The sequence below is a fragment of the Microbacterium sp. LWH13-1.2 genome (assembly GCF_038397735.1).
GTDB lineage: Bacteria > Actinomycetota > Actinomycetes > Actinomycetales > Microbacteriaceae > Microbacterium.
The window spans coordinates 2,209,257-2,226,800 of record NZ_CP151635.1; the positions used below are offsets into that span (position 1 = coordinate 2,209,257).

Sequence of the window (17,544 nt, forward strand, 5' to 3'; positions counted from 1 at the left end):
CTCAGCTCGCCTGGCGGGGATCCGGTGCGCTCGGGCGTCGTGACAATCGCGTGAGGCGCGGGATGTCGGCCGTGGCACCGGCATCCGCCGGCACGATGACCTGCTGGGTCGCGGCGATGTCGGCACCCTCTGCGCGGACGACGAGATCGCCGACCGGAGTGCGGCGAGACAGGATCGCGAGCGCGATGGGTCCGTCCTCATGGTGGCGGGCGACCGACGTGATGTGACCGACCTCGTCGTCGCCGGCGAGCACCGCATCACCGACGGCGGGCAGCACGGCCTCGCTCCCGTCGAGGTGGAGTGCCGCGAGGCGACGGGGCGGATGCCCGAGGTTGTGGACCTTCGCGACCGTCTCCTGCCCGCGGTAGCAGCCCTTGTTCAGATGCACGGCGGTGCGGATCCAATCGGACTCATGCGGCAGCGAGCGCTCGTCGGCCTCGGCCGACCACCGCGGCCGCCAGGCTGCGACACGCAGCGCCTCGGCGGCGAGCAGGCCGGCGACTTCGTCGGCCGCGAGGGTCGCGGCGAGCGCATCTGCGGCCTCTTCCGTGGCGATCGCCACACGCCAGTCGAGCTCGGCACCGGGGTGCTCGGCAGTCTCGGCATACTGGTGACCTCCCGCGCTCACGCGCTGCCACGGGTCGACCCAGACGAGAGGAGCGCCGGCAGGAGCGGATGCCGCGGCGAGTGCGCGATCGGCGGCCGTGCCTCCGTCGACGAAGCCGAGGAGCACGAGGTCGGGGCGCACGTCGACCGTGGCCTGCGTGCGGAACTTCATCCGCGTCAGCCATGTCGCGAGCGCCTCGGCGTCGCCCGCGTCCGCGATCAACCACGTGGACGATCCGTCGTCCAGCACGCCGGCCGCGTGCTCGACGCGGCCCTGCGGGTCGAGCACGAGCAGCTCGGTGCTCTCCCCCGGAGCGAGTCGACCCACGGACTGCGAGGTGATCGAATCCAGCCAGCTCAGCCGTTCGGGCCCTGCGACCTCGATGACCGTACGGTCGTCGAGGGGCACGATCGCCCCGCCTGCGGCGAGGCGGCGCTGCTCGCGGAATGCATCGCCGAAGTGGGCGATTCCGTCGTCACCGAGCACAGCGCCGGGGATGTCGGCGAAAGCGGTCATGTCAGACCTTGGCCAATCGCGCAGATGCGTGCGCCCGCATGGAAGTGCCGAGGGCCGCGATGTCCCAGGCCCAGAGCAGGTGGTTGTCGACGAGTCCGTACATGCGCGTCGCCGCGCCGTACTCCTTGGCCCCCGCACCGCGGACGATCGCGTCGGAGGCGATGTCGATACGCGGACCGCTGATCTCGCCGAGGTAGAGCTCGAGTGTGCCGTCGGCGTGGGCGATGGAGACCTCGATGGGGAATCCGCCCGATGCCGCACGCAGTTCTTCGACGTCGTCGACTCCGCGCGTCACGGGCTCGGCGAGAGGCGGCAGCAGGCCGGGGCCGGGATCGGCGTCGGTCGCCGGACGACTGAGCCGCCAGAAGCCGGTCTCGGCGACGAGCGGGATCGAGACGGCCTGGTCGTCGCCGGTGAACGTCGCGGTGGCCGAGTAGTTCAGGAACGGACCGCCGTCGTGGCTGAAGCTCACGCGATGCGTGAACTCACCCTGGAGGCGTTCGTCGCCGACCGGATAGTCGATGACGCCGGTTCCCTCCCAGACTCCGACGAGCCACGAGAGCGGCGCGAGGTCGGCGGGAAGGTCTGTGGGCAGCTCGAGCACGGTGCGCTCAGCGCTGGCCGCGGAAGAGGTTGCGCAGCACGACGACCGAGACGAACACGATCGCGAGGCTCGCAAGGCCCAGGAGGCCGATGAAGAAGAGTTCGAGCGCCAGGAGGTCCATACCGTCCACATTACCCTCCGTGCGCGCGGGTGTCGCCTCTCGAGATCAGGTGACGAGGGCCGCCAGGCCGAATCCGACCGAGATCACACCCATCAGCAGCAGAGCGCCGATCGTGCTTCCGCTCACGCGGAAGATGAATCCCTGGGTGCGTCCGTACCAGAGCTGCACGGCGAAAGAGAGCAGCACGATCGCCCCGAAGGCCACGAGCAGCCAGGGCACGCGCCACTCCTCGGGCACGAAGATCCCCACCGCGATGGAGGCGACGAAGGCGACGGCCCAGACGACGAGCACACCGACGAAAGCGTTACGCGGTGCGAGGGCAGGTTCCGACATGAGTCCATTGTGACTCACCGACGACGATTGTCACCCATCAGCGCCCGGTATCATTGCCGCACGGCGTACCCCGCCGTCCGGAAGGAGTGCGTGTGGCCCAGGTCCTGGTGTTGACCAATGCTCCGGTCTCGGAGCAGGTCCTGCCCGCGCTCGAGCTTCTCAGCCATCGTGTGCGTCAGATCCCGGCCGAGCCCGCCCAACTCGTGAGCGCCCCCGACTACGACATCGTGATCGTCGACGGCCGTCTCGACCTCGTCGGAGCGAAGTCGCTGTGCCGCCTGCTGCGCGCTACAGGACAGGATGCTCCGCTCCTCCTCGTCGTCACCGAGGGCGGCATGAGCGCGCTCTCCGGCGAGTGGGGGATCGACGACGTTCTTCTCTCCACCGCGGGGCCGGCCGAGACCGATGCCCGTGTGCGCCTCGCGCTCGCCCGCCGTGACGAGGTCGCAGAGCCCTCGCGTGTGCAGGCCTCCGGGGTCACGATCGACGAGCAGTCGTATTCGGCGAAGCTGCGCGGCCGTCCGCTGGATCTCACGTACAAGGAGTTCCAGCTGCTGCACTTCCTCGCCACCCACCCCTCCCGGGTGTTCACCCGCGAGCAGCTGCTCAGCGAGGTGTGGGGATACGACTACTTCGGAGGCACGCGGACGGTCGACGTGCATGTCCGTCGCCTGCGCGCGAAGCTCGGCGACCAGGAGCAGATCATCGGCACCGTGCGCAACGTCGGCTACCGATTCAACGTGTACGACGACGAGACGGTGGCGGCGACGCGCTGACGGATGCGACGCCCGTTCACGCGCGCGTCACCTCACGGTGCTTAGATGTACCCCATGATCGATCCCGCTCTCGCCGACGCTGGTCTCGGTGACGCTGAAGATGACGACTTCGATGCCATCGAGTCCCCGGATGCGCTCCTCCCCGACCATCGCTACCTCGACCGCGAGCTGAGCTGGCTCGCGTTCAACCAGCGCGTGCTCGAGCTCGCCGAGGACCCGTCGCTGCCGGAGCTCGAAAGGGCGAACTTCCTCGCGATCTTCGCGAGCAACCTCGACGAGTTCTTCATGGTGCGCGTCGCCGGCCTGAAGCGGCGCATCGTGACGGGGCTCGCGGTCCCCACGAACATCGGCCGCTCCCCCGCCGACGCCCTCGCGGACATCGCTCGCGAGGCGCACGCGCTGCAGCTGCGCCACGCCGAGGCCTGGACATCGCTCGTGCGTCCGGCGCTCGCGGAGTCGGGCATCGAGATCACCGAGTGGTCCGCGCTCACGGATGACGAGCGCGCCAAGCTCTCCGAGTACTTCGGCGCCCAGGTGTTCCCGGTGCTGATGCCGCTCGCGGTCGACCCCGCGCATCCGTTCCCGTACATCTCCGGCCTGTCGCTCAATCTGGCCATCCGCATCCGCAACGCGCGCACCGGCCGCCAGGAGTTCGCCCGCCTCAAGGTGCCGCCCATGCTGCCGCGATTCGTCGAGGTGCCCGGTACCGGCGAGATCAAGCGGTTCCTCACGCTCGAGGAGCTCATCGCGAACCACCTCGGAGATCTCTTCCCCGGCATGGAGGTGCTCGACCACCACGCGTTCCGCCTCACCCGCAACGAGGACGTCGAGATCGAGGAGGACGAGAGCGAGAATCTCATCCAGGCCCTCGAGGCCGAGCTGCTGCGCCGCCGCTTCGGTCCACCCATCCGACTCGAGATCACCGACGACATGGACGAGGTCACGATGGACCTCCTCGTGCGCGAGCTCGAGATCACCGACCAGGAGATCTACCGGCTCCCCGGGCCGCTCGATCTGCGCGGCCTGTTCGACCTGTCGCGCATCGACCGCCCCGATCTGCGCTACCCCCCGCATCTTCCGACCACGGCAGTCGCCTTCCAGCCGACAGGGAGCAACACGCGGGCCGACATCTTCAAGGCGATCCGCAAGTCGGACGTGCTCGTCCATCACCCGTACGAATCGTTCACCACCAGCGTCGTCTCCTTCCTCGAGCAGGCCGCGCGCGATCCGCACGTGCTCGCCATCAAGCAGACCCTCTATCGCACCTCGGGTGACAGCCCGATCGTCGAGGCGCTGATCAACGCCGCCGAGTCCGGCAAGCAGGTGCTGGCGCTGGTCGAGGTCAAGGCCCGATTCGACGAGGCGAACAACATCGTCTGGGCACGCAAGCTCGAGAAGGCCGGCGTGCACGTCGTCTACGGCCTCGTCGGGCTCAAGACGCACTGCAAGCTCGCACTCGTCATCCGAGAGGAAGACGGGGTGCTCCGCCACTACTCTCACATCGGCACGGGCAACTACAACCCGAAGACCAGTCGCATCTACGAGGACTTCGGACTGTTCACGACCGACGCGCAGGTCGGGAAGGACCTCACCCGTCTGTTCAACGAGCTCAGCGGATACGCGATCGAGAAGAAGTTCAAGCGGCTCCTCGTCGCGCCACTGCACCTGCGCAAGGGCCTGGTGCGCCAGATCGACCACGAGCGTCGCAATGCCGAAGACGGCAAGCCCGCGAGCATCCGCATCAAGGTGAACTCGATGGTCGATGAAGAGATCATCGACGCGCTGTACCGCGCGAGCGCGGCCGGTGTGAAGGTCGATGTATGGGTGCGAGGCATCTGCAGCCTCCGTACCGACCTCGAGGGGATCAGCGACAACATCACCGTCCGCAGCATCCTCGGCCGGTACCTGGAGCACTCCCGCATCTTCGCATTCCACAACGACGGCGACGCACAGGTGTACATCGGCAGCGCCGACATGATGCACCGCAACCTGGATCGCCGCGTCGAGGCGCTCGTGCGCGTGACGGACCCCGGCCATATGAAGGACCTGCTCGACTTCTTCGATCTCGCCATGGACCCCGGAACCACCTCGTGGCACCTGGGCGTGGACGGCGTCTGGACGCGGCATTCCGAGAACGCCGACGGCAAGCCGCTCGTCGATCTGCAGGACAAGACGATGGGGCTGATCCAGCGACGCCGTCGAGCACGGGCGGTCCGATGAGCTCCCAGTCGAGCGCCCAGGCGACGGGTTCGAAGTGGACGGACAAAGCCGTCTACGCGGCGGGCGCCGTCGTCTGGCGACTCATCGACGGCAAACTGCGGATCCTGCTGATCCACCGCACCAAGTACAAGGACATCACGCTCCCGAAGGGCAAGGTCGACCCCGGCGAGATGCTCGCAGAGACCGCGGTACGCGAGGTCCACGAGGAGACCGGCATCCGCGTCACGCTCGGCGTGCCGGTCGGCGTGAGTCGCTACCACTTGCCTTCGAGCAAGCAGAAGGTCGTGCACTACTGGGCGGCAGAGGCGACCGTCGACGCGATCCGCGCCTCGACCTTCGTTCCGAACAAGGAGATCGCGGCCCTGGAGTGGGTCAGTGTCAAGAAGGCGCGCTCCCGGTTGAGCTACCCGGTCGACCTCGAGATCCTCGACTTCTTCGCGAACCTCGTCGATGACGGCGTGCTGCGGACATTCCCGATCATCGCGCTGCGTCACGCCAAAGCGCTCTCCCGCTCGGACTGGGACGGCGCGGATGCCGCACGTCCGCTCACCGATCGCGGGCGCGAGCAGGCGAAGTCGATCGTCGGTCCTCTGCGCGCCTTCGGTGTACGCAAGATCATCACGAGCGACGCTGTGCGCTGCGTGCAGACGGTCAAGCCGCTCGCGAAGGCTCTGGGTCGCAAGGTCGTCACGACCGAGAAGATCAGTCAGGATGCCTGGGAGGACGGCCACGACGACCTGCGTTCGGTGATCGGTCGCCGAGTGCGGGCGGTCAAGCCGGCCGTCATCTGCAGCCACGGCCCTGTGCTGCCGGGCCTCCTCACCGAGATCGCACTCGCGACCGGCACGATCCGCGGCTCGTACGTCAACAGCGCGGCCGATCTCGAGCCGGCCGCCTTCTCGGTCGTGCACGTCTCGGCATCCAATCCCGGGTCCGGGATCATCGCGATCGAGACGCACATCCCCAAGATCTGAGTGCTCGTCGAGCGGCCTCGGGACACGAGTGCGCGCCTGGGACGCACCCCAGAGAGACGCGCGCCGTTCACCTTCCGTTCACCTGCGCGGGAGAGTCTCGTTAACCGCCGCACATAGCGTCACTGTGTGCCCTGCACCGGGCCCCACCCATCCAAGATCGAAGGATCCACAGTGAAGATCTCCCGAATCGCACGTATCGGCGCCATCGGCGCCGTGGCCGCTCTCGCACTCGCCGGCTGTGCCGCGAACGAAGGCGGCAACGGCGGCTCCACCGACGCGCCGAGCGAGTCCACCCTCTCCGGCACCATCGAGGCCACCGGCGCCTCCTCGCAGGAGGCCGCGCAGCAGTCCTGGGTCGCCGCGTTCCAGACGGCCAACCCCGACACCACGGTGAACTACACCGCGACGGGTTCGGGAACCGGCCGCGAGAACTTCATCGCCGGTTCGTCCAACTTCATCGGATCCGACCGCGCGTTCAACGCCGACGAGATCGCCGCGGGCGGCTTCGGCTCCTGCACCTCCGACGAGATCGTCGAGATCCCCGTCTACATCTCGCCCGTGGCCGTCGCCTTCAACCTCGAGGGCATCGACACGCTGAACCTCGACGGCGAGACCATCGCCAAGATCTTCGCCGGCACCATCACCAACTGGAACGACGCCGCCATCGCGTCGCAGAACGAGGGCGTCGAGCTCCCCGACCAGGCGATCGTCCCCGTGCACCGCGCAGACGCGTCGGGCACGCAGGAGACCTTCACCAAGTACCTCAGCGCCGTCGCCCCCGACGTCTGGACCTACGAGGCCAGCGACGAGTGGCCGCTGTCGACCGGCGAGGCCGGAGACGGCACCTCGGGCGTCGTGGACGCCATCACGAACGGCGTCGGCTACATCGGCTTCGCCGACGCGTCGCGCACCGCGGACCTCGGTCAGGTCGCTGTCGAGGTCGAGGGCGAGTACGTCGCGTACTCCGCCGAGGCCGCCGCAGCGCTCGTCGAGGCGTCGCCGCTCGAGGAGGGTCGCTCCGACCACGACCTCGCGTTCGCCGTCGACCCGGCCGCAGCACCCGCCGGCTCCTACCCGATCGCGCTCGTCTCGTACCTCATCGGCTGCGTCGACTACGACGACGCCGAGACCGCGGGCCTCGTGAAGGCGTACTTCGAGTACGTCGCATCGGCCGAGGGTCAGGATGCCGCAGCCGAGGCCGCCGGCAGCGCGCCGATCTCGGACAGCCTGCGCGACCAGATCAACACGGCGATCGACGCGATCGTCACGGAGTGACCGACGGCTCAGCCCACAGCTGAGCCCCGGTCCGACGCCCCCGGGTGTCGGTCGTAGGACAAGACCGACACCCGGGGGCACACCCATGAAAACCCCGAAAGTCCCTCAGAGCCTGGAGTCGCTCCGATGACCACAACCTCAACGGGTCCCGATACCGCCCGTTCCACCGGGACGCGCCCGAAGCTGCGCCGACGGGGTGACCTCGTCTTCTCGGGCACCGCTCTGGCGGCGGGAATCATCATCCTCGTCACGCTCGCAGCGGTCGCCGTCTTCCTCATCGTGCAGGCGATCCCCGCTCTGTCGGCAGACACCTCGAACAACCACATCCTCGAAGGTCAGTCGTTCCTCTCCTGGGTCTGGCCCTTCGTCTTCGGCACGCTGTGGTCGAGCCTCATCGCGCTCGTCATCGCCGCACCGATCGCGATCGGGATCGCGCTCTTCATCTCGCACTACGCCCCGCGCCGCCTGGCCGGATTCCTCGGCTACATCATCGATCTGCTGGCGGCTGTGCCGTCGGTCGTCTTCGGCCTCTGGGGCGCCCTCACCTTCGCCCCGATGCTCGTGCCGTTCTACAAGTGGCTCAACACGAACCTCGGCTGGATCCCGATCTTCAGCGGAACGCCCTCGGGCACCGGAAAGACGATCCTCACGGCATCCCTCGTCCTCGCGGTGATGATCCTCCCGATCATGACCGCGATCTGCCGCGAGGTCTTCCTCCAGACTCCGAAGCTGCACGAGGAGGCCGCGCTCGCGCTCGGCGCGACGCGCTGGGAGATGGTGCGCATGGCCGTGCTCCCCTTCGCACGCAGCGGAATGGTCTCAGGCGCCATGCTCGGTCTCGGCCGTGCGCTCGGCGAGACCATGGCCGTGACGCTCGTGCTCTCGCCTCTCGGCATCATCACGTTCAACCTGATCAACCCGGAGAACCCCACGACGATCCCCGCGATCATCGCACTGCGGTTCCCCGAGGCCCACGACGAGGGTGTCAACACGCTCATCGCGGCAGGCCTGATCCTCTTCATCGTCACCTTCGCGGTCAACTTCGTGGCCCGCTGGATCGTCTCGCGCCGCGCCGAGTTCTCGGGAGCCAACTGACATGACCGCCACACTCACGCCCTCGCCGTCACCCTCGTCCGTCGTCGCTCCGGTGCACACCACCTCAGCAGGCCACCTGCCCAAGTGGGCCCCGTGGGCGCTGCTGCTCGTCGCATTCGTCATCTCCGCGACGATCTTCGCCTTCATGAACGCCGGCGGCGACCCGGCCGACTTCAACATCGCGCTCACGCTCGTCGTCGGACTCGTGTTCTACATGGCGCTCATCTTCGTCATCTCCACTGTCGTCGAGAGCCGCCGTCACGCGATCGATCGGCTCATGACCGCGCTCGTGTCCGGCGCATTCGTGGTGGCCCTCCTCCCCCTGATCTCGCTGCTCTACACGGTGGTGGTCAACGGCCTCATGCGGTTCGACGGCGAGTTCTTCAGCTTCTCGATGCGCAACATCGTGGGCGAGGGCGGCGGCGCGGTCCATGCGATCTGGGGCACCCTCCTGATCACCCTCGGGGCCACGATCATCTCGGTGCCGATCGGCCTGATGACCTCGATCTACCTCGTCGAGTACGGCGAGGGCCGCAAGCTCGCGCGGGGCATCACGTTCCTCGTCGACGTCATGACCGGCATCCCCTCGATCGTCGCCGGTCTGTTCATCTACTCCGTGTTCGCGCTGATCGTCGGACCCGGAACCCGCATGGGCATCATGGGCTCCCTGGCGCTCTCGGTGCTGATGATCCCGGTCGTCGTGCGCGGATCCGAGGAACTGCTGCGCATCGTCCCGAATGAGCTCCGCGAAGCGGCCTACGCACTCGGCGTGCCGAAGTGGCTCACGATCCTCAAGGTCGTGCTGCCCACCGCTATCGCCGGCATCCTGACCAGCATCATGCTGGCCATCTCGCGCGTCATCGGTGAGACCGCGCCTCTGCTGCTCACCGTCGGAGTCGTCCAGGGCATGAACCTGAACATGTTCAGCGGGCAGATGGCGACCCTGCCCGTGTTCTCGTACATGCAGGCGAAGTACCCCGGCATCCCGGTCGATGCCTACCTCGACAGGGCCTGGGCGGCCGCCCTCACCCTGATCGTCATCGTGATGGTGCTGAACCTGGTGGCACGCATCATCGCCAAGGTCTTCGCCCCCAAGATCAACGGCCGCTGAGCCGTCATACCCGACTGAACCAAAGGATCCCTCTCGTGTCCAAGAGCATCGAAGTCAACGACCTCAACGTCTACTACAGCGACTTCCTCGCCGTCGAAGGCGTCAGCATCGACATCAAGCCCAACACCGTCACCGCGTTCATCGGCCCGTCCGGCTGCGGCAAGTCCACGTTCCTTCGCACCCTCAACCGCATGCACGAGGTCATCCCCGGCGCGCGCGTCGAGGGCGAGGTGCTCATCGACGGCAAGAACCTCTACGGCGCCGGCGTCGACCCCGTGCTCGTGCGCCGCCAGGTCGGCATGGTGTTCCAGCGTCCGAACCCGTTCCCCACGATGTCGATCAAGGAGAACGTGCTCGCGGGCGTCAAGCTCAACAACACGCGCATGGCGAAGAGCGATCAGGACGCCCTGGTCGAGAAGTCGCTGCGCGGCGCCAACCTCTGGAACGAGGTCAAGGACCGCCTCGACCGCCCCGGCTCCGGCCTCTCGGGCGGACAGCAGCAGCGTCTGTGCATCGCCCGCGCGATCGCCGTCTCGCCCGACGTGATCCTGATGGACGAGCCCTGCTCGGCCCTCGACCCGATCTCTACCTTCGCGATCGAGGAGCTCATCGCCGAGATCAAGACCCAGTACACGGTCGTCATCGTGACGCACAACATGCAGCAGGCCAGCCGCGTCTCCGACAAGACGGCGTTCTTCAACATCGCCGGCACCGGCAAGCCGGGCAAGCTCATCGAGTACGACGACACCCGCACGATGTTCACCACCCCGTCCGTGCAGGCCACCGAGGACTACGTCTCGGGTCGCTTCGGATAAGCATCCGCTCATCGTCTCCTGAGGGCCCGCTGCTTCGGCATCGGGCCCTCCGTCGTCCGGCCGGTGGAGCAGCTCGGCGACGCTCAGTCGCGAGGAGAGAGCAGGTATCGGTTCAGCTCGGCCGTGAGAGCGTGATCGACCGGCAGCTCGACGGCGTCGACAGCGGTGATCGGAGCGGCGAGCCTGACGCTCGAGACCAGCCAGGCGGCATCCGCACGAGGAAGATCGGATGCCGGGATCTGCCCGTACTCGACCTCGAGACCGCGGCCGGCGAGGTATTCGTAGACACTGAGCTGGGTCGTGCCGTGCAGGATGCCACCGTTCGGCGCCGGCGTGACGAATCGGTCGCCGAGGCGCAGGATCAGCGAGGCGGTCGGCGCCTCGAGCACGAAGCCGTCGCGGGAGAGGAAGATCGCGTCGTCGGCGCCTCGCCGGTGTGCTTCGCGCAGCGCGGCCATGTTCACCGCGTATGAAAGGGTCTTGGCTCCCAGCAGCAGCCACGGCGCGTTCTCGGCGACATCGAGATCGTATCCCCGGTCGAGCGTGACGACGCGGATCCCCCGTTCCCGCACCTCCGAGAAGTCGGATGCCGGTGCAGCGGTGACCCACGCGGTCGGGGTGGGCCCGTGCTCGACGCCTCTGCTGAGGATGAGCTTGATGACGTACTCGCCCTGCTCGCAGTGGCCGGCCGCCTGCTCGATGGCCCGTCGCCACTGGGCCTGGTTCGGCAGCGGCAGGTCGCAGAGCTGCGCAGAATGCGCGAGCCGCTCGAGATGAGGGAGGACCTCCTGCGCGTGCCCGTCGACGACGCCGATCGATTCGAAGACGCCGTCACCGCGCTGGGTGCTCAGCTCCCCCACGCTCAGGGCGGGTGCTGCCGCATCGACCAGCGTGAAGGTGTCGGCGAAGTCGGAGCGGTCCGCATCCGCAGCAGCCGGGTCGATCATTAGAGCAAAGCGCCGGGTCATGCTTCGAGCCTAGACTCCCGGGAATAGCCGCAGCGCGATCTTGTTACAATGGAATGGCCGGGCCGCATAACCCCGGGCTCCAAAATTTGCCGCTATGAGCGGCCTTCCGCCGAGAGGCGTTCTTGCGGCCCGGTCTTTTCATGTCTGCGAACGGATCCGCACGGCCGGTCCGGCTCAGGCGAGCGCATCCGTTCGCCACAGCACCGCCGACGCAGACAGGTCCTGTGCGTAGCTGCTGAGCCGCAGTGCCCTGGTCGTGAGTTCGCTGGCACGCGAAGGCTCGGTCGGCTCGTAGTCGTCGGCGGTGTGCGTGGCACCCGATGCCTGTACACGGCAGAAGGCCGCGGCCCGGTCGAGGGCGACCGCGAAGTCGCCACGGAACGCGCCACGGAGAATCGTGTCGATGAGGGCGACGAGCTCGTCGGGATTGGCCGGTACCGGGGCGCCGGCGACCACCGAGTCGACGGAGCTCAACTCGACCCGACCGCGCTCGTAGAGCAGAGCCGCCGTCTGCGGATCGCTGTGGATGGCGAGCTGCAGCAGATAGAGGCGCCACAGCGCGCCCGGCAGTGTCCGCGCGGGCGCCTTGGACCACAACTCGGCGATCTCGTCGATGCCGTGCTCCGCGGTGAAGGCGACGAGACGGTCCGCGCTCACACCGCTCTCATCCGCGCGCACCCGTGCGAGCAGGGCGGATGCGGTCGCGTGTGCGACTCGCGTCTCTTCCGCAGGGTCGTGAGTGCCGACGATGTTGTCGAAAGCACTGGTGGGTCGGCGTACAGGACGCGAGAACTGCTCGGGCATCAGTCCAGGGTACGCGTGATCGACGACGTCAGGCGGTGGGGATGACGACCACCGGGTCGGTCGTCGGCAGCCCGGACGGCGAACCCCCGGCCTGCTCCACGGTGACGGCGATCACGTCGCCGGCATGCATCTCGCCGTCGAGCACCGCGGTCGCCGCTCCGTCATCGACAGCGAACACGCCGGCCGGGATCGGAGTCTCGCCTCGGACGTACCAGAGCTCGTACGTCTCACCCGCGGACAGCGCGGGTACGCCGTCCGTGACGAGCACGGACTTTCCGAGCGACGCCGACCAGTGCGCGGTGGCTGTGCCCCCGCTCTCGAGCTGAACACTGGCCTGCTGGGCGTCGCCGGAAGCCTGGATGTCCTGCAGCGCGATCACGCTCGCGGGACGATTCAGGTATTCGTTGACGGCCACAGCACCGACGCCGACACCGACGAGCAGTGCGAGGCACGCGGCGAGTGCGAAGAGGATTCGCAGGCGGTGCGCCGGAGCCTTCGGGCTCGCCTCGCCGCCGATCGAGGAGGGCTGCGTGGAAACGACAGGAGCGACATCCGGTGCTGACTTCGCATCCGGCGCCGACTCGGGCAGAACATCCGGCGCCGACTCGGGTAGAGCGTCCGGCGCCGAGCCCGTCACGATCACATCGCCGCTCTGCGGCGTCACCGCTATGCGTGCGAGGAGCGCTGCGCGGATGTCGGGTGAGGGAACGGTCGGAGCGACACCGGTGGAGAGGAGCGCCGCACTGTCGGCATCCTCATCGGCGATGCGCTGCCACTCAGGGTGCAGGGCGAGCGCCGCGTGATACCGCTGCTGATCATCGGGCGACAGCGCATCGAGTGCTGCTCCCGCCGCGAGTTCCGCGAATTCCTGCTCGTTCATGCTGTCACCCCCATGGCTGTCCTGAGACGCGAGAGCCCATCTCGCATCCGTGTCTTGATCGTCCCCAGCGGTGCCCCCACGAGCACCGCGACTTCATTTTGACTGTATCCGCCGTAGTAGGCCAGGACGAGAGCTTCGCGCTGTGCCTCGGGAAGACCCGAGAGAGCATTCACGACCTTCTCGCCCTCGATGCCCAGCTCGACCGTTTCCGCGACGCTGTCGTGCGCGACCCCGATATCCCTGAACCCGGCCCGTACGTCTCTGTCCGCGCTGGACTGGGACGCCCGTACCCGGTCGACCGCACGACGGTGCGCGATCGTCATCACCCAGGTTCTTCCCTGCCCCTTGTTCGGAGCGAACTTGGAAGCGGATTGCCAGATCTCCAGAAAAACTTCCTGAAGCACCTCTTCGCTCTGCGAGCGGTTGACGAGCACGCGGAGGATGAGACCGAACACTCTCGAGGAGAGCGAGTCGTAGAGCTCCGCGAATGCGCGCTGATCGCCGTCGCCGATGCGAACGAGCAGGTCAGCGACAGCATCCTTTGCCGTACCGTCCTCGGGTACGTCCATCCCATCGATGACCATCTCTACCAGCATGCCGCATCCACATTGCTTTCTCGTGCAGCCGCCGCCCGAAAGTGACGGAATCGAGTCCTCTTAAGTGCTGTTCGTCGAAAGCTGTTCGCAGCAGCCCTCGAAACGGATTGGATCGGAGGGATCCGGAAAATCTTTTGAACTTTCTCCCATCCGATCTCCGGGGGGCTCCGAACAGCTGTCAACGCCACGGAGAGGCCGTGGCTCAGTTCTGAAGGAGCTCGAGATGTTCAGCACCAAGAAGAAGGTCACCGCAGCCATCACCCTCGGCCTTGCGAGCGCATTCCTGCTCTCCGCATGTTCCATGGGTGGAACCACCGACGAGCCGTCGGAGTCGATGGCACCGGAGTCGTCCGAGACGACCGCTCCCGAGACGATGGATCCCGCCGCGGACCTCGTCGGTCCCGGTTGCGCCGCATACGCAGAGGCAGTGCCGGATGGCGCAGGTTCGGTCGAGGGCATGGCTCTTGACCCGGTCGCCACCGCAGCATCCAACAACCCGCTGCTCAAGACCCTGGTCGCCGCAGTCAGCGGCCAGCTCAACCCCGACGTCAACCTCGTCGACACGCTGAACGGTGACGAGTTCACCGTCTTCGCTCCGGTCGATGACGCCTTCGCGAAGATCGACCCCGCCACCATCGAGGCTCTCAAGACCGACAGCGCCACGCTGAGCTCGATCCTGACGTACCACGTGGTCCCCGGCCAGATCGCCCCCTCTGACATCGACGGCACCCACGCCACCGTTCAGGGCGCTGACCTCGAGGTCACCGGCAGCGGAGACTCGCTGATGGTCAACGACGCGAACGTCATCTGCGGTGGCGTCAAGACCGCCAACGCCACCGTGTACCTGATCGACTCGGTGCTGATGCCCCCGGCTGAGTAAGCCATGGGATGCCGAGGCAGGACTCGGCACACACCATCTCGCCACTCAGGGGGAGGACGGTGAGATGGAGAAGGAGCCGCTGGCGACACGTCGTCAGCGGCTCCTTCTTTGCGCCCTAGACTGGAGGGGCGGGCCTCTAGCTCAGTTGGCAGAGCATCGGACTTTTAATCCGCGGGTCGTGGGTTCGAGCCCCACGGGGCCCACCGTTATCATCGTCGCGTCCATCCGGCCACCCCCTTCACGGGATCCGCCGGGTGCGAGAGTGTCGAGTCATCCCCACCGGGACCTCCACCTCCACGAAAGGACGCATCATGGCGACTCTCACCGACAGCCGAGTGGCATTCCTGGCCACGGACGGATTCGAGGACAGCGAGCTGACCAGTCCGTGGGAAGCAGTGCAGAGCGAGGGCGCGAGCGCCACGCTGATCGCACCTGAAGGACTGCAGATCACCGGGAAGAACGGTCACGTCCAGCATGTCGATCTCACCTCGGATGCCGCGAAGGCCGACGAGTTCGACGCGCTCGTGCTTCCGGGCGGCGTGGTGAACGCCGACCACCTGCGTCTCGACAAGGCATCGATCGACCTCGCCCGCTCGTTCTTCGAGCAGCACAAGCCGGTTGCGGTCATCTGCCACGGCGCGTGGATTCTGATCGAGGCCGGCGTCGTCGACGGACGCACCCTGACGAGCTACCCGAGTCTCGCGACAGATCTCCGCAACGCCGGAGCGACCTGGGTCGACGAAGAGGTCGTGGTCGACGAAGGCCTGGTCTCGAGCCGCACCCCCGACGACCTGCCCGCGTTCAACGCAAAGCTGATCGAAGAGGTCGCCGAAGGGCGTCACGCCGAGCAGACCGCGTGATCTGAACCGAGAACCCGGCGGTCCGGTGTCAGGCGCCCGCGCGCGCCCTGTGACGCCGGACCGCCGCTCTGTTCGCACAGCGCACCGAGCAGAAGCGCTGCCTCCCGTTGCGCGTCACGTCGACGACGACATTGGTGCAGGGCGAGGCCTCGCAACGTCCGAGGCGATCCATGCCTCGCGTGACGAGGTGCAGCGACGTGCCCACCGCGAAGATCGCCCGCAGCACGTACGGCAGTGACTGCACGTCGTCTCTGTAGTGCAGGTGCCACCCCTCGCCGTCGTGGTTCGTCAGGCGCGGATAGGCCGCGGCCTTCGCCATCTGCGCGTTGAGCACCTCGGCCCTGGCCGCGGGGTCCCGCTCGTCGACGATCTGCAGCCAGTCATCGACGACCTCACGGACGCGTTCGTGATCATCGGGCGCAGGCGGGAACGTCATCGTCATGCCCATCTCGAGCGTCCTCTCCTCGATTCCGGCGCGATCGGCGGGAAAGTCGTCGGCGAGCGAAGCGGCCAGCAGCACCGCATACTCGCCGTAAGGGTTGAGATGCATAAGGCCATTACATCACGCTGGATGCATGACCCCATTGCACACCCTCCCGATCCCCCGTCAGACCGCCCCCGCGCACGAGCACTCCTGGCTCGTCGACTCACGGCACCCGACCAGCGAGGGCATCGTCCTCTACGTTCGCTGCAGCGGATGCGGGACGCGCCGGGTGGATCTGCAGGCTCACGCACAGGTGCCGCCGGCTGCCCTCAGTCGAGAGACCTCGGGCTGAGCGCTCATGCGGTCAGCTCGGCGAGCTTCATGACGGTTCGGAGGTTGCGGGCCGTGCCCGCGACGCCGAGCGCACGGTCCAGCACCGCCTTGGTGAGCTTCGTGCTGTGAACTCCGCCCTCGGCGTAGTCGATCCACAGGTCATCGCCGACGAGCGCGATCCGCTCCCCCGGCACGAGACGCTGCTGCAGCGCCTCGACGGCCCCGGGGGCTGCCGGACCCTCGAGGAACATCGCGTGCAGCAGCTTCTCGGTCGCACCGCTGAAGGGATGCGACTCCAGGGCCCGCACGAGCGCCTCGTGTGTCCGCAGGATCACCGGAGTGTCGACGCCGAACTCGCGGGCGATGAGCGCGCGGACCTCCCCACAGGCGGATGCCGGATCGTGCGGATGCTCGCACAGGATGTTCCCGCTCGCGATGTAGGTCGACACCTCGCCCAGCACCGGGACCAACGCCTCACGCAGCTCTGTCATCGGCACTCGATTGCGCCCGGAGACGTTGACCGCACGCAGCAGGAGCGCGCTACGCGTCACGCAGCGCCGCTCTCGACGAGCATGGCGCCCGCGTGGGCGAGCTCGGCGAGCGCCGCCTCGCTCGGGCCGGGAGCGACACCTGCGATCAGATCCGTGAGGATCCGCACCCGCACGCCGTGCGCGATCGCGTCGAGAGCGGATGCTCGGACGCAGTGATCGGTGGCGATCCCGACCACATCCGCAGTGAGCACGCCCGCGCCCGTCAGGATCGCTCCGACGGTGTCGCCCGTCTCGGTCGTCCCCTCGAACATCGAATAGGCCGGCACCCCCTGCCCCTTCTGCACGTGGTGCGTGACGGCATCCGTGACCAGCAGCGGGTCGTACTCCGCCCCTGGCGTCCCGGCGACGCAGTGCGCGGGCCAGGTGTCGACGAAGTCAGGGGTGTCGGCGAAGTGCCCCCCGTTGTCACCCGAGGCATCGTGCCAGTCCCGCGACGCGACGATCACGTCGTACTCGCCGGCATGCGCGGCGAGGAAGGAGGACACGGCGGATGCGACGGCATCGCCGCCGACCACGGCCAGCGCACCGCCTTCGGTGAAGTCGTTCTGCACATCGACGATCAGAAGCGCTCTGCTCATGTCTCGAGGGTACGCCGAGAGGGACGCACTGTGGCTCCGTGCATGCCGCGTCCGGCGACTGCGGCAGGCCTGGAGCGCGTTTCACACAGGGAACCAAAAGGCCCTGTGATGTTGTTCACATCACAGGGCCTGCTGGAGCCGCTTGTCAGAATCGAACTGACGACCTTTTCATTACGAGTGAAATGCTCTGCCGACTGAGCTAAAGCGGCGCGATCATCGATAT

At 67.3% G+C, this 17,544-nt stretch carries 21 protein-coding genes and 2 tRNA genes; 11 read left to right on the forward strand and 12 right to left on the reverse strand.

The genetic code is table 11. The features are described from left to right. Position 1 precedes the first annotated feature (1 nt). From MRBLWH13_RS10580 to MRBLWH13_RS10595, 4 genes are read right to left on the reverse strand one after another with little or no spacing between them, the layout of a single operon-like run. Positions 2–1,123, reverse strand: a complete 1,122-nt coding sequence (locus tag MRBLWH13_RS10580; RefSeq protein WP_341954993.1) for a folate-binding protein — start codon at positions 1,121–1,123, stop codon at positions 2–4. Position 1,124: 1 nt separating this feature from the next. Next, a complete protein-coding gene (locus tag MRBLWH13_RS10585) occupies positions 1,125–1,727 on the reverse strand; it encodes an FABP family protein (RefSeq protein WP_341954995.1) in 603 nt (200 codons plus the stop codon). 7 nt (positions 1,728–1,734) lie between these two features. Beyond that, positions 1,735–1,857 (reverse strand): hypothetical protein, encoded by a 123-nt coding sequence (locus MRBLWH13_RS10590; RefSeq protein ID WP_311244736.1) that lies wholly within the window; start codon positions 1,855–1,857, stop codon positions 1,735–1,737. Between the two features lie 36 nt (positions 1,858–1,893). Further along, positions 1,894–2,181: a hypothetical protein gene (locus tag MRBLWH13_RS10595; RefSeq protein WP_341954997.1), complete on the reverse strand. Its 288-nt coding sequence runs from the start codon at positions 2,179–2,181 to the stop codon at positions 1,894–1,896. A 92-nt stretch (positions 2,182–2,273) separates the two neighbouring features. Here MRBLWH13_RS10595 and MRBLWH13_RS10600 point away from each other — a divergent pair, with 92 nt between their 5' ends. The 7 genes from MRBLWH13_RS10600 to pstB all read left to right on the forward strand — a co-directional run bounded on the left by MRBLWH13_RS10600 (position 2,274) and on the right by pstB (position 10,447). Beyond that, positions 2,274–2,957 carry a response regulator transcription factor gene (locus MRBLWH13_RS10600; RefSeq protein WP_056513834.1) on the forward strand — a complete coding sequence of 228 codons (684 nt, stop codon included), beginning with the start codon at positions 2,274–2,276 and terminating at the stop codon, positions 2,955–2,957. Between the two features lie 54 nt (positions 2,958–3,011). Further along, positions 3,012–5,177 carry an RNA degradosome polyphosphate kinase gene (locus MRBLWH13_RS10605; protein WP_341955000.1) on the forward strand — a complete coding sequence of 722 codons (2,166 nt, stop codon included), beginning with the start codon at positions 3,012–3,014 and terminating at the stop codon, positions 5,175–5,177. Continuing rightward, positions 5,174–6,151, forward strand: a complete 978-nt coding sequence (locus tag MRBLWH13_RS10610; RefSeq protein WP_341955002.1) for an NUDIX domain-containing protein — start codon at positions 5,174–5,176, stop codon at positions 6,149–6,151. Before MRBLWH13_RS10605 ends, MRBLWH13_RS10610 begins: the two co-directional genes overlap by 4 nt. 171 nt (positions 6,152–6,322) lie before the next feature. Continuing rightward, positions 6,323–7,426, forward strand: coding sequence for a phosphate ABC transporter substrate-binding protein PstS (gene pstS, locus MRBLWH13_RS10615; RefSeq protein WP_341955004.1), 1,104 nt, complete (start codon positions 6,323–6,325; stop codon positions 7,424–7,426). Positions 7,427–7,552: 126 nt separating this feature from the next. Then, positions 7,553–8,521: a phosphate ABC transporter permease subunit PstC gene (gene pstC / locus MRBLWH13_RS10620; RefSeq protein WP_341955008.1), complete on the forward strand. Its 969-nt coding sequence runs from the start codon at positions 7,553–7,555 to the stop codon at positions 8,519–8,521. A 1-nt stretch (position 8,522) separates the two neighbouring features. After that, positions 8,523–9,632 (forward strand): phosphate ABC transporter permease PstA, encoded by a 1,110-nt coding sequence (gene pstA / locus MRBLWH13_RS10625; RefSeq protein ID WP_341955010.1) that lies wholly within the window; start codon positions 8,523–8,525, stop codon positions 9,630–9,632. A gap of 35 nt (positions 9,633–9,667) precedes the next feature. Then, positions 9,668–10,447, forward strand: coding sequence for a phosphate ABC transporter ATP-binding protein PstB (pstB, locus tag MRBLWH13_RS10630; RefSeq protein ID WP_056312627.1), 780 nt, complete (start codon positions 9,668–9,670; stop codon positions 10,445–10,447). Between the two features lie 83 nt (positions 10,448–10,530). On the opposite strand, the gene MRBLWH13_RS10635 is transcribed toward pstB, so the two are convergent. From MRBLWH13_RS10635 to sigK, 4 genes are all read right to left on the reverse strand, one after another. Continuing rightward, positions 10,531–11,415, reverse strand: a complete 885-nt coding sequence (locus MRBLWH13_RS10635) for an aminodeoxychorismate lyase (protein ID WP_341955015.1) — start codon at positions 11,413–11,415, stop codon at positions 10,531–10,533. Positions 11,416–11,589: 174 nt separating this feature from the next. Beyond that, positions 11,590–12,219: a DNA-directed RNA polymerase subunit beta gene (locus MRBLWH13_RS10640; protein WP_341955017.1), complete on the reverse strand. Its 630-nt coding sequence runs from the start codon at positions 12,217–12,219 to the stop codon at positions 11,590–11,592. A gap of 28 nt (positions 12,220–12,247) precedes the next feature. Next, entirely contained in the window at positions 12,248–13,099 is an 852-nt protein-coding gene (locus MRBLWH13_RS10645; RefSeq protein WP_341955019.1) for an anti-sigma factor, read from the reverse strand. Beyond that, the gene (sigK, locus tag MRBLWH13_RS10650; protein ID WP_200934014.1) at positions 13,096–13,695 is read right to left on the reverse strand and encodes an ECF RNA polymerase sigma factor SigK; all 600 of its coding nucleotides are present in this window, start codon (positions 13,693–13,695) and stop codon (positions 13,096–13,098) included. Before sigK ends, MRBLWH13_RS10645 begins: the two co-directional genes overlap by 4 nt. 223 nt (positions 13,696–13,918) lie before the next feature. Here sigK and MRBLWH13_RS10655 point away from each other — a divergent pair, with 223 nt between their 5' ends. The 3 genes from MRBLWH13_RS10655 (at position 13,919) to MRBLWH13_RS10665 (ending at position 15,435) form a co-directional block, all read left to right on the forward strand. Next, the gene (locus MRBLWH13_RS10655; RefSeq protein ID WP_056513869.1) at positions 13,919–14,575 is read left to right on the forward strand and encodes a fasciclin domain-containing protein; all 657 of its coding nucleotides are present in this window, start codon (positions 13,919–13,921) and stop codon (positions 14,573–14,575) included. A gap of 130 nt (positions 14,576–14,705) precedes the next feature. Continuing rightward, a tRNA-Lys gene (locus MRBLWH13_RS10660) sits at positions 14,706–14,778 on the forward strand. Positions 14,779–14,886: 108 nt separating this feature from the next. Further along, positions 14,887–15,435: a type 1 glutamine amidotransferase domain-containing protein gene (locus tag MRBLWH13_RS10665; RefSeq protein WP_341955025.1), complete on the forward strand. Its 549-nt coding sequence runs from the start codon at positions 14,887–14,889 to the stop codon at positions 15,433–15,435. 28 nt (positions 15,436–15,463) lie between these two features. On the opposite strand, the gene MRBLWH13_RS10670 is transcribed toward MRBLWH13_RS10665, so the two are convergent. Further along, on the reverse strand, positions 15,464–15,985 hold the full coding sequence (locus tag MRBLWH13_RS10670) for a CGNR zinc finger domain-containing protein (RefSeq protein WP_341955027.1): 522 nt from the start codon (positions 15,983–15,985) through the stop codon (positions 15,464–15,466). Positions 15,986–16,010: 25 nt separating this feature from the next. Here MRBLWH13_RS10670 and MRBLWH13_RS10675 point away from each other — a divergent pair, with 25 nt between their 5' ends. Continuing rightward, complete coding sequence (locus MRBLWH13_RS10675) at positions 16,011–16,211, forward strand: hypothetical protein (RefSeq protein WP_341955030.1); 201 nt, start codon at positions 16,011–16,013, stop codon at positions 16,209–16,211. A 4-nt stretch (positions 16,212–16,215) separates the two neighbouring features. On the opposite strand, the gene MRBLWH13_RS10680 is transcribed toward MRBLWH13_RS10675, so the two are convergent. From MRBLWH13_RS10680 to MRBLWH13_RS10690, 3 genes are all read right to left on the reverse strand, one after another. After that, positions 16,216–16,743, reverse strand: coding sequence for a DUF1697 domain-containing protein (locus MRBLWH13_RS10680; protein ID WP_341955032.1), 528 nt, complete (start codon positions 16,741–16,743; stop codon positions 16,216–16,218). Beyond that, the gene (locus MRBLWH13_RS10685; RefSeq protein ID WP_341955034.1) at positions 16,740–17,321 is read right to left on the reverse strand and encodes an isochorismatase family protein; all 582 of its coding nucleotides are present in this window, start codon (positions 17,319–17,321) and stop codon (positions 16,740–16,742) included. Before MRBLWH13_RS10685 ends, MRBLWH13_RS10680 begins: the two co-directional genes overlap by 4 nt. A 133-nt stretch (positions 17,322–17,454) precedes the next feature. Continuing rightward, positions 17,455–17,530, reverse strand: a tRNA-Thr gene (locus tag MRBLWH13_RS10690). Positions 17,531–17,544: the final 14 nt, after the last annotated feature.